Here is a 16048-nt window from a genome sequence, read left to right as displayed (position 1 = left end):
AAACTACATAATAAATGTGACATTTTCGATTGATCTATCCATTTATCCGCCATAAAAAAGAGCCTCTCTTCGTTCGGAGGTCGTACCTCCGACATCTGTAAGAGAGACTTCATAGCGTTAAACCTAGGGATTCTATCAACAGCCATCTGTTCCTCCGTTCTTTTGAACCCGATTACGGTAGGAGGAAGGTGACATTCCAACATACTTTTTAAATTTACTATGAAAATAATCTGCATTCGCATATCCTACGCGTTCCGCCACCTGGTGCACCTTAATTCCTTGAGCAAGCAATTCTCTTGCTCGCTCAATCCTCACCTTATCCAGGTAGGCATTAAAGGCCTCGCCAGTATGACTTTTGAACAGTTTGCCCAAATAGCCACTATTGTAATTGAACATATCTGCCAGTAACTCCAGTCGCAAATTTTCATCATAATGACTATGTATAAAGTCAATCATTTGTTTCATGATGATGCCCTTGCCACCAGATTCAGTCTGGCCAATCCATTGCAACACATGCTCCAGCGAGTGATCCACCAGCTCGCCCAATGTGGAATAAGCATATACATCGATTATAAAGCTGGAGTGCTCCTCTAGCACGGTTCGGCTGTGATCCTGTCCGGCTGCATACTTGTTCAACGCCAGTGTGAATGTTTGGGCGAACGCCGCCTTGATTGCAGATTCTGTGCGATAAATCCGTGGAAATTGGCCTTCCATTTCCTTAATGACACGGGTTGCAGCTTCACTATTAGCCATATCTAGCGCATAATACAGCTTTTCTGCATAACGTAGGGGATCATCTGTGGCACTATCAGACGCTCCACTCCTTTCAGTCTCGACTGTCTCCAATTCGTGTAGGTCTCCGGAAAGCATGGCTCTTTCTGCCCGGAACAAAAACGTACGTTCTAACAATCGTAGTGCCTGCTCAAAAGACCTGGGAATGTCGTTAAGAATGGCTACAGGATCACCGGCAGCCACATAAATTTCCTTTGCCCACGGCTTTAGCTCCTGTCGCCAAGCAGCCAGTAACTGAACAGCATCTTTCTCCGTTTTTAACGTGGCGGGAAGCAAAAGACCCATATATATTCCAGCCTCAAACACGATACCTCTGCCCTGCTCATGGCACAATTCTGTTAGCCGCTGCTTTGCTGCCGCCAGCCGAGCTTGCCGATCCCAGTCAGGAATACGTAAATCGAGCAGAATAACCTGATAGCTACTCCAGTCCAACGCTGGTAACACGGGCTGTTGTCCATGTTTTCCGTTACCGCTTTGATGTTCAGCTTGCTTGGATGCTCTGTGAAGAGAATCGCTGCTTTCCACAGCATTACGAGCATGCTCTTGATGAACCGGAAACAATAGTGCTTCGATCCAATTACGCTCATGGGAAGGCGGACTTCCCCATTTGCCATCTTCTTTCTCGTCCTCAATGTTTTGCCGTACCCGTTTCAACTCTGTCGTCATTTCTTCCTCATCAACTGGCTTCAGTAGGTAGCCATCCACCCCGAAGCCCATGGCTTGCCGTGCATAATCAAAGTCTGCATATCCGCTTAATATGAGAAAGTGAAACGGCTCTCCGTTCTTTTCACGTATGCTTCGTATGACCTCCAGCCCACTCATCCCGGGCATACGAATATCTACAATGACCAGCTCCGGTCGATGCTCTCCGAACTTATCCAGAGCCTCGCGTCCGTTCCCTGCCGTATCGACAATACGGAAGCCACAATTCCCCCAGTCAATAATGGAGGACAATCCTTCACGAATCGCAGGCTCATCATCTACAATCATTGCTTTATACATTCGACTCTTCCCCCCTTGGTATGGAAAAGTATACGGTTGTTCCTTCTTGTAATGCGCTTTCAATATGCAGTCCATAACGTTCGCCGTACATCAATGTTAGACGTTGATGTACATTACGCAGGCCAATACTGCTTCCTTCCGGCTCTTCCGTCCCCCTGATCCGAGCTAGCAGACGGGTCAGTTGCCCAGCTTCCATGCCGATCCCGTCATCTTCTACTTTAATTTTCAGCTCTCTTTGTTCTATTGTAATATCTACCTTCACGGTAACTGGCTCTTCCTTATTTTCCAGGCCATGAATGACTGCATTTTCCACCAGCGGTTGTATGATTAAGGGAGGAATCGACAGGTCCGTCGCGCTTTCTTCCAAATTCACTTCATAGATCAAACGATTTCCAAATCTGAACTGCTGAATTTGCAAATAGGACCGCACCATATCCAGCTCCTGTAGTACCGTCGTTTTACCACTGCCAATCTCCAGATTCCGGCGCATCAGCCTGCCAAGCAAACGCACCGTCGTTGCAATTTCCGCTTCCCCATTCAGATGTGCTTTCATTCGAATGGATTCTAACGCATTAAACAGAAAATGCGGATTAATTTGGCTAGCCATCATTTTTAGCTTGATATCCTTTTGTGCCAATTCCAGTCTGTTGTTATGCTCACTCGTCTCATAGACCTGCGCCATGAGTTGGCGAATACTGTTCACCATATAGTTGAAACGGCGGGATAAATCCCCGATCTCGTCCCTTCCCTCCACACTCGATACCACATGAAAATCGCCCGCGGCTACCTTACCCAGTTCATAGCTCAACCGCTGTAATCGTTTGGTAATCAGCCAGGAAATGATGGTGATCAGAATCAGTGCCATAACCAGCACCGCAAGAACACATAGAGCACCAATCAAGCTAATTCGGTTGGCTCCCTGTACAATATGCTCCGTCGAAAACACTGAAATAATCGTAAATCCGCTCACACTGGAGGCGGGCAGCAGCTCATCCACGATGATGTTGGAGGACTTCCCGTTGATTTTCGCTTCATATATTCCCTTACCCGCACGCTGGACATCAAAGCCCAAATGTAAATCTCCCAACGTCTGACCCACCGACTGCGGACGAGTAGCTGCGACCACAATACCATTACGATCTGCAATCAATGTTTCAAAGGGCTCCTTGCTCAGCATATGATTCAACTCGGTCTGACTCAGCGATATCATCAGAACTCCCTTGGTATTGTATTCGGGAAATGGAATTTGCCGTACCAGACTCAGGCGATTAACCGGGTTATCTTCCTTATCCTGAATGTAAAACCAGTTAATCGCCGTCCCCTTCAAAGCCGTTTGGAACCACTGCTGCCGCTCAATGTTAGAGTCCACTGGAATAAACTCCAGATTATTGACAAGCGTCGGATTGTACGAATAGAACCGGATGGTAGCAACCTCTCTATATTGCTGAGTATACTCATTAAAATCCTTGTATTGATGATACGCATTCATCAGCTCTACCATACCCGGATACCGTCGGTTCGCCATCTCCCTCAGCCTCTTATCGAACATGAGCCCATTTGAAATATCCGTTGGCACACGCAGTAAATTTGCCGTCTGGCTCTTGATCTTTTCCACATTGTTTACCGTCTGGGCAATTGCACTATTCAATGCCTGCTCTCGCAAATAAAAAGTAACGCAGCCGCCTACCACCAGCACCGGGATCATGACAATCAGTACATAGGAGAACAGCAGCTTATTCCGCATACGCATATTATTCATCAGAAGCCGTACTCCACGATTCATGTCATCCCTCCCATAAGATAAGCGCTTACATTTTTGTGTATTTTCACATCCTCTATCACGAGCTACATGTTTCCAGTTTAAAGCTTCGTAACCTCTATATCCATATTTTTTTGCAAAATTAAAAAAATGTGGCGAACGGAGTCACCACACTTTACGGATCATGAGCTATTTACGTACAAAAGGTTCGATATGCACTCCCTGCGGCAGCTTGTGCGGATCTTCCGGATTGATACGGTCATAGAACATAATACCGTCCAAATGGTCCATTTCATGCTGTACTACAATCGCTGCATAACCTTTGAAAGTCAATAGCTCCTGTGTTCCGTCTGGCAAATTGGCCTTAATACGAATTTTTTCATAACGAGGTACATATCCGGCTACGTACCGATCTACAGACAAGCACCCCTCACCTTGTTCCAAATAAATCATGGACGTGGAGTGGCTGACCAGCTTCGGATTAAACAACGCATACTCTACCGTTTTGTCCCCATCTTCATAATAAATAGCGCACATTCTTTTGTTCAAACCTACCTGGTTCGCAGATAATCCCACACCCGGGCGCAGTTCATAGCGGGTAGCCAGCTCTTCATTTTGGCTATTTTTCAGATAATCCAGCATCCATTGCATCTGTTGAAGATCCTCTTCAGACAGTGGCAAGCATACCGGATCCACCTTCGTACGCAAAATAGACTCCCCTTCACGCACGATATCCTTCGTGAGAAGCATGTCCATCGATTGATTACTCATTCGTCAGCCTCGATTCATTAAAATAAATATACTTTCATGTTATTCTGCAAAAGTTAGGGGAGTTCCCAATATTCCTACAAGTTTTATCCCATAAATTATATCTATTCATGAAATGAATTGTCAAAATGAAGCGGTATTTAAGTCATTAAATATTCATTGCCTTAATGGTTTATCTAATTAACAATTATACTTATGCTCTATATAGCACAAAACGAAAAACCTCCTTAACCAATGAAGTGGTCAGGAGATTTTTTGCCGTTATCATACCTTTGAAATTAATCATACGTATCTTTTCTTACTATTAAGATGGCTGTTCCAACGCACTTGGAGCTTCACTAAACAGCTGCGCCTTTGGATTCGGCTGTGTCCAGGTATTATAATATTGCGAGTTCTTGCCGTAGGAATTGTCAATGACAACGTGCGGCATATCAAGCAGACAGGCCAGAATGTGACCGTGCAGCCGTGAAGTGCGAACCTCGCGGTAAGAGCTGAACAGCGTAACCGCTTTGTTCATGAGATGGTCTGTGTACTTGTACCAGAACGTACGTGTAGGCAACGGTCCACCGATTTTCTTATCCAGTCGATAAAACTTCTGGAAATAGACAATTCCCTTCACTTCCAGCGGAGTGAACAAAGTATCCCAGTCCAGCCGGTGAGCGGCATCTGCCTCGTCATCGAACTTCTTTTGTCCACCCACCGTTTCAATATCAGTCCGCAGGAAATACAATACATCCTTCACGGTTTCCGTAGTCGGCTTCAATGGCCAGAGCTGGTGCGCCATATCAGGGCATAGTGTGATACTGCACTGGTTCAGCTTGTCCTTAGCCCACTGATAAGAGCGTGTATCCCGCACAAACATATGTAGATCCGGATGAGCATTGAACAAGGCAGCGACTTCATTAGCCTTCTGTTCAGATTGAAAGTGGATCGTCTGCGGCATAATTACAATTCGGTGGTTAGGGAAATCGCGAACGATGCGTTCTCGCAAATTTTGGTGATTTGAATAGAGATCGCCGAAGTTGCCGCCGCCGTGGCACACGATAATCCAGTCACCCGGAATTTGAAGCCGATCGGGAATATCCATAGCGCTATAACGGGCACGGACACGGATGCCATTATCCTTGAAGAACGCTTCGGTGCCTTTCATGATGAGTACATCCCCACCGTTATTATAGACGGGATAATCGACATAAATGATATTCGAACCTTGGGGGACTACGTCGAGAATGACGCTCAGCTTATTTTTCAGTTTAGCCATGGGATGCAAATTCGGCATCTTTCAGTTCTCCCTTCCTGCGCTTCTTTTGTATAGTCTGAATGACAAATGTAATGTCACTTTTATCAAAAATGATCCGTGATAGCGGAACATTGAAAAACATCGGGAATGAGAACAGTGAGAACGCCAATCGTACACAAGCGCCTACAAGCAAAGCAATCGCAATGCCGTCCAGACCAAAGATCGGTGTACAAATAAAAAATAGACCGACGGTGATCGCATAGGCTACAATTTGCCGGAACAATACCAGTCCCGGACGTCCCAGCGCGTTAAAGGCCGAAGCCAGAATCCATGAGCCGCCACCAATGATACATTCCAGTGACAGCAGGTAGAACGTTAGCGATGCTTCCAGAAAAGCGGGGCCGTACAGCAAACCCAGCATGTATCGTCCAATGAAGAGAGCAGGCACAATGACGATTAGCATCGCAGCCATAGAGATGCGAAAAGCACGACCTACTGTTTCGACAATCTTGCAGTGCTCCATCCCCGTCACCTTAGGAAAAGTAACGTTAGTGACGGCATTTTGCACCACATTGAACACACGAGACAAGGCGTAGACGACAGAGTACAGACCGAACGCTTTGGGTGATAGCAGCGCCACAATAACGATTTTGTCCGTTTGTGTGGACAGCGTCCCCATCAGCTCCATCCCGTAAACCCTCGCTCCATAGCTATAATAAGGACGAAGCACTTGGCGGCTGGTAAATGGACGGAAAGCACGCAAATTCATATACTTGCGCAAACGGAGGAACGCCCATACTAGCGCAAGGAAACTCGCGGCAAAATTCACTGCTCCTGCCAGCTGCACATTGAGCAGGCCCATCAGCCACAGTGTCACCAGACCGATGAAATTCAGTAATGGGTAGTAAAACAGCAGGCCGTTATATACGCTAAATCGATCCAGCCCTTGCGACAATGCTGTCGTCAGCGCTGTAAGCACTGCCAGCGGTATGGCTGCCGCACAATAAAGCTGGGACAGCTGGATGATGTCCGCACCATAACCATTCAGCCACAGCGGCATGCATATCCAGGCCACCGCTCCCGCCAACAAGCTGGCAGGCAACTGAATCCAGAGTGACAACGTCAGTAGTTCTTCCGTCGTGCCTGTTTTCTTCTTGATGTTATAAATTAACGACGTTGGTAATCCGAAGCTCAACACACTGCCGATCAGCGTAGGCCAGAACAGAACTGCCGCCAGTTCTCCTTTCCCCTCTACTCCGAGCATACGTGCGGTCAGGATGGAAGTCAGGGTCGTGACGATTAGCACAAAAAAATTGTTAAAGCTCGTGCGCATGATCGTTTTGGCGAGACTGTCACCCGTGAATACTTTCCTTGCTGCTGTCCATGTGCTCATGTTACGTCCAACTCCTGTTCCTTATTAAGCCTCTCGTCTCTATGCTCACATTGCGTCTTTTGACGCACCTCCATCAGCCTACCGTTTTTTTGGAATTGCGTTCAGGCAACTGTCCCCCGCCAACAGGCTCCTTTGGACTTGAAAAGATCGCTTTCAACGCTCTTCTATAGCCTTGAATGGCAGTATGATTTTTCTTGGGCTTTTCTCTCAAAATCTGATACAACGTCGTCCAGTATAGTGCTGCATAACCAATCGGCCCAGATCCCTCGTCACGCAGCAAATGAATATGATTCATCACCCGCATATAAGTAACCTGCTCCATATTGTCGCGCGAGGACGGCGATTCGTGATGAAGCAGCGTAAGCGCCGGATTAATGTATAACGGACCACTTTTCATTGCGATGCGTGAAAGTAATAAATCCTCGCCTACGCTATAGCTTTGCAACCAAGGTACCGGCTCCAGACTACGAATCGCCTCACGGCGAAATGACATATTACAGCCATGGAAAAACTGGGTTCTAAACGTCTTCTTGGCCTTATGCCAGTTATACATCGAGCCGGACTGACCGCTGAGGGACAACCTCCCTTTGGACAAAGACTGCTGGAATGACAGCAAGCATCGAATCGTTCCCATGAAGCTGTTACTCATTCCCTGTGCAATACCGCCAACACCAGCGGCCTGCGGGTAAGCCTCATAGGTACGCATCAACTCATTCAAATAGTTGCTCGGCAGCTCAACGTCATCGTCAAGGAACAAAATGATGTCACCCTGCGCAAGTTCAGCTGTCTTTACACGAGATAACCATAATCCCGGCTGCTCCTTGCGATGATATCGGTAGGTAATTCCCGCTCTGCCCAACTGACGCTCATAACGTTCCAGCACATGCTTCGGCAGTTCTCCGTCGTCAATAATCCATAGCTCGGTTTCACATGCCTCCGGTGCTCCCCCAATGGCAATTGAATTAATGCATCGGGTCAGATCATCAACCCGATTTCGGGTGCACAGAGCAATGGACAAGCTTAACATCATACTCCCCCTTTATCCTGTCAGTGTGTTAAAAAAACAGTTTACTGAACCGCCGGGCCTAAATATTCGTTATATTTTTGCTTGCGCGGGTTCAGAATGAACAACACCCCCTGCTTGTATCCATCTGCGGCATTAAAATTGCGGCGCAGCATTTCTTTGAGCATCAAGTAGGATAAGGTCCATAAAAGGGCTCCATACTGAATCACTCCAGCCTTTTTCAAGGCAAGAAAATAATAGTGGTTAATCGCTGTAGCCTTGGCTACTTTGCCCGCCTTATCGCGCGAGCTTGGAGATTCATGATGAATGATGGTTAAGTCAGGATTGATAACCAATTTGCCGTAACGGCTCGCCAACTGGCACATGTACAAATCGTCAGCAACGGCATAACTGGTCATCCACGGATACGGCTTCATGTCCCGAAGCGCATCCCTCCGAAATGACATATTGCAGCCATGGAAAAATTCTGTATCGAAAACCTCAGTCGCTTCGCCCCAACGCAGCAAAGAACCTGCCAGACTACTAGGCGAGAGCTTGCCGAGGGATGAAGACATCTGAAATGTCAAAACGCCCAGCAGCTTTCCTGCCCGGCTCGAATGTAATCCCTTTGCAATCCCTCCAACACCCACAATCGTTTCATCCTGATCATAGGTATCGAGCAAGCGCCGGATATAGAGTTTATCGTCCAGTTCTGCATCATCGTCAAAATACAGCACAATATCATACCGCACAAGAGACAAGGCCTCATAGCGGGACAACCAAACGCCGGGACGACTTTTTTTATAATATTTCAAAACGCTTTGAGGCAATCCGGATACCATGTGACGGTACTGCTCGATCTGTTGGTCGGAAATATCGCCGTCATCAACAATCAGCAGTTCTACAGCCGTATGCTCCAATTGCTGCTGTACTGCAATAGATTGTATACAGCGTGTCAGGTCTTCGATCCGGTTGCGGGTACAAATGATGATGGAGACATCGGACATGCCATTACCTCCTGTGTGTGTATCCAGATGCTTTGGAAGAGATATTCTAAGTTTTTCCAATTGCTGGATTATATATGTTTATTGTATCTTTGACAGCGTTTTAGTGTATATACCTCTTTTGTATACTTTTTCAGTCTCCAAAAGGGTAGACAATCCTCTAAAAAGAGCAAAAAAATAGGATTGGCTTCTAGTGCCAATCCTGATTTACCCCTGGAAGTCCAGAAACAACGTCGCATTCACATACCGACGTGCCATGGACAAAAAATAACTATTTTGCACCGCTACCGCTGCCACCAGCAAAGTATTACGCACTGCTTCACACTGGTTAGGGGTCAAATGCTGTAAACGGCTGGTGTATTGATCGGCCGCCTGAACCAGCAGCTCCTCTGTCGCAGCTTCCTGGCGCTGCTGTCCTGTAACGGAATTTCCGTTGTCCTTTGCATAGCCTGCTCCAGCAACATCGAGCAGTTGGTCTCCGTTCGCATCCAGCTCCTCAAACAAAGTTGAATAGGCGGCGTACAAATCGACCGGCTGAATCAGATCGTCCGTATCATCTTCGGGTTGTTGGAAGAGGATATGAAATAGCTGACGAATGGATTCAAAATCAAGACATGATTTTAAATCTTCCACAATGAGCAATATAGCTGCCTGGTTGACCGAGTATTTTTTGCCGATCTTCGGAGCGCCGAGAAATTCCTTGAAGTCGCGTTTGACCCAATTTTGCATAGATGCCAGTGAGACATGACTGTATTCGACCAGTTGACCCAGGGAAACGATCTCCTGCAGCGAAAAGGCTGCGCTGTGCTTACCCTTGATGATTTTATCTAGCACAGGTGTCACGTCGGTGTATAAAAATGTCGGCATCGTGCTCCCGGAACGGACGAGATGGCTATGAGTGCGCCTCCAGGCGTCCTGTAGAACGGCCAAAGGCTGCAATTCGCGGCGACCTTCCATGGCCAGCAGCAAATGGGCCATATCACGACGAGTAAGGGTAAAAGACTCCATCTGCTTTCCTCCCTTTATTACATTTCAAGTTCATTTGAACTCATCATACGCCCTCAAACTAGGCTTGTAAAGTGAAGCAATGAGCCGTGCGGGTTCTATTATGCCTTATTTTCCGTGTAAATTGGAGGTAGGTGACCTGCTATGATTCCATATGAACCTTGTATATTTCCTTTTAAGTTCTTAAAATAAGTTCAAGTGAACTTAAAATGGAGTTCCTTAAAAAATTGAACGAAAAAGGGATGAGTGAAAATTATATGGGTATAGGTGTCAGTCTATTTTTGTTTGCGGTGTTGATTTTATTTAGTGCTTTTTTCGTGGCTACCGAGTTTGCGATTATTAAAATCCGTTCCAGCCGGGTCGATCAGCTGGTCGTGGAGAACCGTAAAAACGCACTGGCGCTACAAAAAGTCGTCAATAATCTGGACGGCTACCTGTCCGCCTGTCAGCTTGGTATTACGATTACAGCGTTGGGACTCGGCTGGCTCGGTGAACCGACCGTAGTCAAATTGCTGGAGCCTCTCTTTCAACAGCTCAACATCAATGGGGATTTTTCACATATCCTGGCCTTTATTATTTCATTCGTCATTGTAACTTACCTGCACGTGGTGATCGGCGAACTGGCTCCCAAAACATTGGCGATCCGCAAAGCGGAAGCTGTCAGTCTGTTAACCTCCCCAGTCATCGTGTGGTTTAATCGGATTATGTATCCGTTTATTTGGCTCCTTAACGGCTCGGCCAATCGTCTGGTTCGTCTGTTTGGTCTTCAACCGGCTAGTGAGCATGAAGAAGCGCACTCTCAGGAAGAAATTCAGATCATTTTGTCCGAAAGCGTGGAAAGTGGTAAGATCAATAACACCGAATATGGCTACGTAAATCGTATCTTTGCTTTTGACGAGACCGTTGCCAAAGAAATTATGGTACCACGTACAGATATGGTATGCTTGTTTACGAATCGCTCGCTACAAGAAAACATGCTGACTATTCACGAAGAGCAGTATACCCGTTTTCCGGTGGCGACAGACAGCAAGGATCAGATCATTGGTATGATTAATACCAAACAGCTATTCCTTGAGTATGATCGCAATCCAGAGCTTGTTTTCGACAGTCTGATTCAACCGATCTTGACCGTTCCGGAAGTTATCCCCGTCAACACACTGCTGAAACGTATGCAGAAGGAGCAGGTTCATATCGCTCTCCTGGTCGATGAATACGGTGGAACCTCCGGCCTCATTACCATTGAGGACATTTTGGAGGAGATTGTTGGCGAAATTCGGGACGAATTTGATAAGGATGAACGGAAGGAAATCGAGAAACTGACGGAGAACAGTTATTTGATGGATGGTAAAGTGATGCTTTCCGATCTGAGTGATCTGACGGGCTTGACATTGGACGATGAAGACGTGGATACTGTCGGAGGGTGGGTGTATAGCCGGGTTCCGGAACCTAGACAGGGCAAGGAATTCATAGAAGAGAATGTGAAATTTATCATTCGTGAAATGGGTAAAAATCGTATTCGTCGGGTGGAGATTATTTTACACCACACATCCCCCGCATCTGAATTGGAAGCAGAATCGGACACTTCTTCCCGGGAGTGAACCGTGTGACCTGAGCGTTTATCTTTGCACTTGACACTTGTGTTCACTCCTACTGAAATGACATATTCCCAGGGCAAACGACTTAGGTCGTTTGCCCTGCACGCGTGTAAGGAGGAGCTAGTAAAGTGGATATTTTATCTTCTATTATTATGGGAATTATTGAAGGACTGACAGAGTTTTTGCCGGTCTCTTCGACGGGTCACATGATCCTCACGGCTGATCTTCTAGGATTAAACACAGAGAATGATACGGTCAAAACGTTTGAGGTTATCGTACAATTAGGTGCTGTGCTGGCAGTCGTCGTATTATACTGGCGCAGATTCCTGAGCCTGTTTGATTTCAGACGCAAAATCTCGAGTCAGCCACGTCTAAACCTGTTACATATTATTTTAGCCATGATCCCTGCAGGCTTGATTGGCGTACTGTTCCGTGATGTAATTAAGCAATACCTGTTTGGTCCTGAAACGGTTTTATACAGTTTGGTGATCGGGGGCCTGCTCATGATCGCGGCTGAAAAATTTCATCCGCCTATTAGATCACATACGCTGGATGAGATCACGTACAAACAAGCTTTTACGATCGGTTTGTTCCAAGTCCTAGCCCTATGGCCAGGATTCTCCCGTTCAGGCTCAACCATGTCTGGGGGCCTATTCGCACGTGTAAGCCATACGGCAGCCGCGGAATTTACATTCCTCGTATCTGTTCCGGTCATGCTGGGTGCATCGGGTATTGATATGATCAAAAGTATGGATCATCTGTCTATGAGTGATTTCCCAGTGTTCGCGGCCGGCTTTATTACTGCCTTTATCGTCGGGATGCTGGCGATCAAAACATTCCTCGGTCTGCTCAAACGCTTGAGCCTGACTACGTTCGCCATTTACCGCTTCGTGCTGGCGGCTGTGTTCTTTTTCATTATTTTATAAGCCATCGTTTGGTACCAATAAATAGTAAAAGGGATATCCATAGGATCTGAATGATCAGCCTTGGATATCCCTTTTACTATTTTGCTGAAAGGAAAGATAGTCTGGAACTATCCCTATCATGCGTTCTGATTATTGTTTGGATTCCAGCGTAGTCAAATATTCCGAGATTTGAGCTGGCGTTTTAGCGTATTTGCTGTGCAAATGAGCAATTTTTTCGCCATTACGGAACACGAGCAGACTCGGAATGCCGCGCACTTGATTTTCTTCTGCAATCGGCTGGAATTTCTCCGCATCAAGCGCAAAGAAACGCTTATCTGCGTTTTCCTCAATAATGCCGTCCATAAATTTATCCAGTGTCTTGCAATCCGGACACCAGGTTGTATCAAATTTCACGACAGTCAGACCGTCACCATTAATTAAATCCTGATATTGCTGCTGAGATTCGATGCGTTCCATTCGTTGGTCCCTCCTAGAGTGTATTTATAACGTCTCCATATTCACATATGAATTATAAACCGAGGCTTATTCCTATATTGTAATGATTCTTTTATAAATTGCAACTGGGACGGGTACATGTTTGACACTTGTCCTATACTTGCTCGGATTAGCGGTATTGCGCATCATACCGATTGGCTCGGCTGATTTGCTGTAGCGTCTGCCGCTCTTGCCTGGTTAGCGGTGCAATATCCGCAGCAGAAATATTATGCTCCAATTGTCCCAAAGAGCTTGCACCCGGAATAACAGCAGCGACAGTCGGATGAGACAGGCTATAACGGATCGCTGTCTGACCCATACTCCGGTCCGCACCTGCAAATGCCTTTAATTGCTTACGCACGTCCAGCAGCTCTGCTTCATTGTAGTCCAGATATCCCTTGGCTATCTTCCCTTCCCCTTGGTCAGCCAATACACCACTGGCCACTGGCCCACGTGCAATCACGCTAATTCCCCGTTCCTGAAGCAAAGACAGTACCTCTTCCTCTGCACGCCGATCCAGCAAACTATACTGATTCATAACACTAACGATATTCGAGCGTTTGACATATTCACGGATGACATGAGGGCGAATTGAGGAAATACCATAATAACGGATGACGCCCTCCCGCTGTAGTTGCTCAAAGGCCTCTATCGTTTCGTCTATCGGATCGTCAATTGTCCCTCCGTGCAGCTGATACAGGTCGATGTAGTCCGTTCCAAGACGGCGTAGGCTCTCTTTAACAGCAGACAGAATATATTCCTTGGACGGATCCCATCCCCAGCCCTCCTGTCCTGGTATACGCCGGTTGCCGACCTTGGTCGCCAGGATGACCTCCTGCCGACGTCCACGGATTGCTGTCCCCACAATTTCTTCATTGCGCCCGTGCTGGTACAAATCGGCTGTATCCAACAGGTTTACGCCCCTGTCTAGCGCTTCATGAATCAAGTAAACACCTTGCTGCTCATCCGTACCGACCGACATACATCCCAAGCCAATCTCACCTACCAGCAAATCTGAAGATCCCAGGCGGTTTTTTTTCATTTATGCTCCCCTCACTTCCAATAACGTATAATTTTAAATTTTTAATATTTCTCTATTGAATCAATTTCATAAATGATTAAACTAACGAAATGTAAACCTCATATAGACAAATTAAACCATTTTGATCTATATGTACTCTTTATTAAAGCTACTCAAGGTATTATGAAATTGATTCTATTATACGAAAAAAAATATACAAAAAAAACAACCCCAAAGGCATAGAGACTCCACGCTCTCCAATCCTTTGAGGTTGTTGTATGAAATTCGTATTCCATTCATGCTATCCGAACAGCCATCGGACGGCCTTAGGAAATTGACGCTGAAAACAATCCACACGATGCACCGCATCCTGATCCAACTCAAGGAGCACATCTTTTGCATCCAGTCCCTGTGTCCGCAGCACCTCGTGTGCCTGGAGGGTCAGCGGAACCATATCTTTTTGTACATTCGTCTTCCCTTCACCTTCACGGGTCCCGACAGATATATAAAAGCGATGTGCACCATCCCTCACAGTTACACAAGATGCAGATTTCATATAACCAATCATACCCGGATACCAATACGAGCCTGAGATGGAACCGACACGTCCGAATACGTCCTTATACTTGAAGACGGCATACATGGAAATTAATCCGCCCAATGAGGCGCCGATGATGCCCGTATGCTCCGGTCCGGTTTGTATCGGATATCTCCCCTCGACGTACGGCATTACTTTTGTAACCACAAACGCCAGATAGGCATCTCCGCCACCGCTAAAAGCAGGTCTTCCTTCTACTAAAGCAGCTGCCTTCCAAGGCGTATAATCATCCAGCCGATTTACGGGCTGAATACCTACCAGCACGACACGGGGCAACTCTCCCGTAGAAAAACCTCTTTCCAGCTCATCCAACCCGCTTAGAAATAAAGAGCTGCCATCCTGCACATACAGCACAGGATACAGCTCATTATGACTCACGGAGACGGGAGGTGTATAGACGTGCACAAGGTACCCATCTAATGGAATTTCATCTACATGACCTTTCATCCTACACAGTCCCCCATGATGTGAATGTATTCATTACAGTGCAGCATCCATTTCCTTGATCATTTCAGATACGGATTCCAGACCATTACCTGACAGGTACCAGTAGTTAGGATCAAGGTATACAATATGACCGTTTTTAGATGCATTGGTTTTCTTCACCAGTTCATTTTCCATGGTTTGTTTGCCTGTAACCTGTTCCTTGCCTTCTTCGACCACCACAGCCCCACGGTCAACGACAAAAATATAATCCGGATTTTTTTGCTGTACATATTCAAAAGAAACCTTTTGTCCATGCGTCGATACTTTAATGTCAGGATCTACAGGGGTTACGCCAAAAGCATCATGAATGATACCGAAACGGGATTGTGAGCCATATGCGCTCAGGCTTCCTTCATTCGTCAGCACGATCAGTCCTTTAGCTTTGCTCGCTACAGCCTTGTCATGTACGGTCTTGATGGAGCTATCAATCGCAGCCAGTTCCTGCTTGGCAGCATCTTCTTTGTTGAAGATTTGACCTAGTGTTTCAACGTTTTTCTTAAAGGAATTGATATAATCCTTGGTGTCTACAGCCATCGAAATGGTCGGTGCAATTTTGCTCAACTCTTTATATGCATCAGCTTGTCTGCCGCCGATGATGATGAGTTCAGGAGACAAATCACTGATTTTCTCGTAATCCGGTTCAAACAGCGTGCCCGCGCTTGCATATTTGGAATCTTTATATTTGCTCAAATACGTAGGAAGATCCTGCTGCGCTACTGCCGCAACGTCAACACCCAGCTTATCCAGCGTATCCAATGAACCAAAATCAAAGACAACGACATTTTTGGGATTAACTTTGACTTGGACCGGGTTTTCATCCAGTGCGTGTTTGACCGAGATAGTTTTGGATTCCGTTGTTGCAACAGAGGAGCCGTTTCCAGTCGCTTCCGGTGTTGCCGGAGCTGCTTTGCCACAGGCCGACACAATCAGTACCAATGCAAGCATTAGCGTTAAAAACATCATATTTTTCTTCATTTAACAT

Annotated in this window: 14 protein-coding genes; 2 read left to right on the top strand and 12 right to left on the bottom strand. The window is 46.3% G+C overall.

The features are described from left to right. Positions 1–135 precede the first annotated feature (135 nt). The 8 genes from MKX59_RS04855 to MKX59_RS04820 form a co-directional block, all read right to left on the bottom strand. Positions 136–1794 carry a response regulator transcription factor gene (locus MKX59_RS04855; RefSeq protein ID WP_053326116.1) on the bottom strand — a complete coding sequence of 553 codons (1659 nt, stop codon included), beginning with the start codon at positions 1792–1794 and terminating at the stop codon, positions 136–138. After that, positions 1787–3577, bottom strand: coding sequence for a cache domain-containing sensor histidine kinase (locus MKX59_RS04850; RefSeq protein ID WP_071558232.1), 1791 nt, complete (start codon positions 3575–3577; stop codon positions 1787–1789). The genes MKX59_RS04855 and MKX59_RS04850 overlap by 8 nt, the downstream gene beginning before the upstream one ends. Positions 3578–3742: 165 nt before the next feature. Next, positions 3743–4324, bottom strand: a complete 582-nt coding sequence (def, locus tag MKX59_RS04845; protein ID WP_028541815.1) for a peptide deformylase — start codon at positions 4322–4324, stop codon at positions 3743–3745. Between the two features lie 301 nt (positions 4325–4625). After that, entirely contained in the window at positions 4626–5600 is a 975-nt protein-coding gene (locus tag MKX59_RS04840) for a polysaccharide pyruvyl transferase family protein (RefSeq protein ID WP_023990345.1), read from the bottom strand. After that, positions 5575–6954: a lipopolysaccharide biosynthesis protein gene (locus MKX59_RS04835; RefSeq protein ID WP_071558231.1), complete on the bottom strand. Its 1380-nt coding sequence runs from the start codon at positions 6952–6954 to the stop codon at positions 5575–5577. The genes MKX59_RS04840 and MKX59_RS04835 overlap by 26 nt, the downstream gene beginning before the upstream one ends. A gap of 73 nt (positions 6955–7027) precedes the next feature. Then, entirely contained in the window at positions 7028–7981 is a 954-nt protein-coding gene (locus MKX59_RS04830; protein ID WP_053326118.1) for a glycosyltransferase family 2 protein, read from the bottom strand. 41 nt (positions 7982–8022) lie between these two features. Next, entirely contained in the window at positions 8023–8964 is a 942-nt protein-coding gene (locus MKX59_RS04825; RefSeq protein ID WP_028541811.1) for a glycosyltransferase family 2 protein, read from the bottom strand. Positions 8965–9168: 204 nt separating this feature from the next. Beyond that, positions 9169–9969 carry a DUF1836 domain-containing protein gene (locus MKX59_RS04820; protein ID WP_071558230.1) on the bottom strand — a complete coding sequence of 267 codons (801 nt, stop codon included), beginning with the start codon at positions 9967–9969 and terminating at the stop codon, positions 9169–9171. 224 nt (positions 9970–10193) lie between these two features. On the opposite strand from MKX59_RS04820, the gene MKX59_RS04815 reads away from it, so the two are divergent. Together MKX59_RS04815 and bacA are read left to right on the top strand one after the other, a co-directional pair. Beyond that, positions 10194–11564 (top strand): hemolysin family protein, encoded by a 1371-nt coding sequence (locus tag MKX59_RS04815; protein ID WP_028541809.1) that lies wholly within the window; start codon positions 10194–10196, stop codon positions 11562–11564. A 125-nt stretch (positions 11565–11689) separates the two neighbouring features. Beyond that, positions 11690–12487 (top strand): undecaprenyl-diphosphate phosphatase, encoded by a 798-nt coding sequence (bacA, locus tag MKX59_RS04810; protein ID WP_013312007.1) that lies wholly within the window; start codon positions 11690–11692, stop codon positions 12485–12487. Positions 12488–12616: 129 nt separating this feature from the next. Here the strand turns inward: bacA and MKX59_RS04805 are convergent, their stop codons facing one another. The 4 genes from MKX59_RS04805 to MKX59_RS04790 form a co-directional block, all read right to left on the bottom strand. Next, positions 12617–12943, bottom strand: coding sequence for a thioredoxin family protein (locus MKX59_RS04805; RefSeq protein ID WP_013312008.1), 327 nt, complete (start codon positions 12941–12943; stop codon positions 12617–12619). Between the two features lie 148 nt (positions 12944–13091). Then, a complete protein-coding gene (locus tag MKX59_RS04800) occupies positions 13092–14003 on the bottom strand; it encodes an aldo/keto reductase (protein ID WP_071558229.1) in 912 nt (303 codons plus the stop codon). A 280-nt stretch (positions 14004–14283) separates the two neighbouring features. Next, positions 14284–15027 carry an alpha/beta hydrolase gene (locus MKX59_RS04795; RefSeq protein WP_071558228.1) on the bottom strand — a complete coding sequence of 248 codons (744 nt, stop codon included), beginning with the start codon at positions 15025–15027 and terminating at the stop codon, positions 14284–14286. Between the two features lie 33 nt (positions 15028–15060). Beyond that, complete coding sequence (locus tag MKX59_RS04790; protein ID WP_071558227.1) at positions 15061–16041, bottom strand: siderophore ABC transporter substrate-binding protein; 981 nt, start codon at positions 16039–16041, stop codon at positions 15061–15063. Between the last annotated feature and the right edge of the window lie 7 nt (positions 16042–16048).

Origin of the sequence: Paenibacillus sp. FSL R7-0340 (assembly GCF_038002205.1) — a bacterium.
GTDB lineage: Bacteria > Bacillota > Bacilli > Paenibacillales > Paenibacillaceae > Paenibacillus > Paenibacillus polymyxa_B.
Note: the sequence above shows the minus strand (reverse complement) of the source record. Positions and strands in the feature narration are given on the sequence as shown.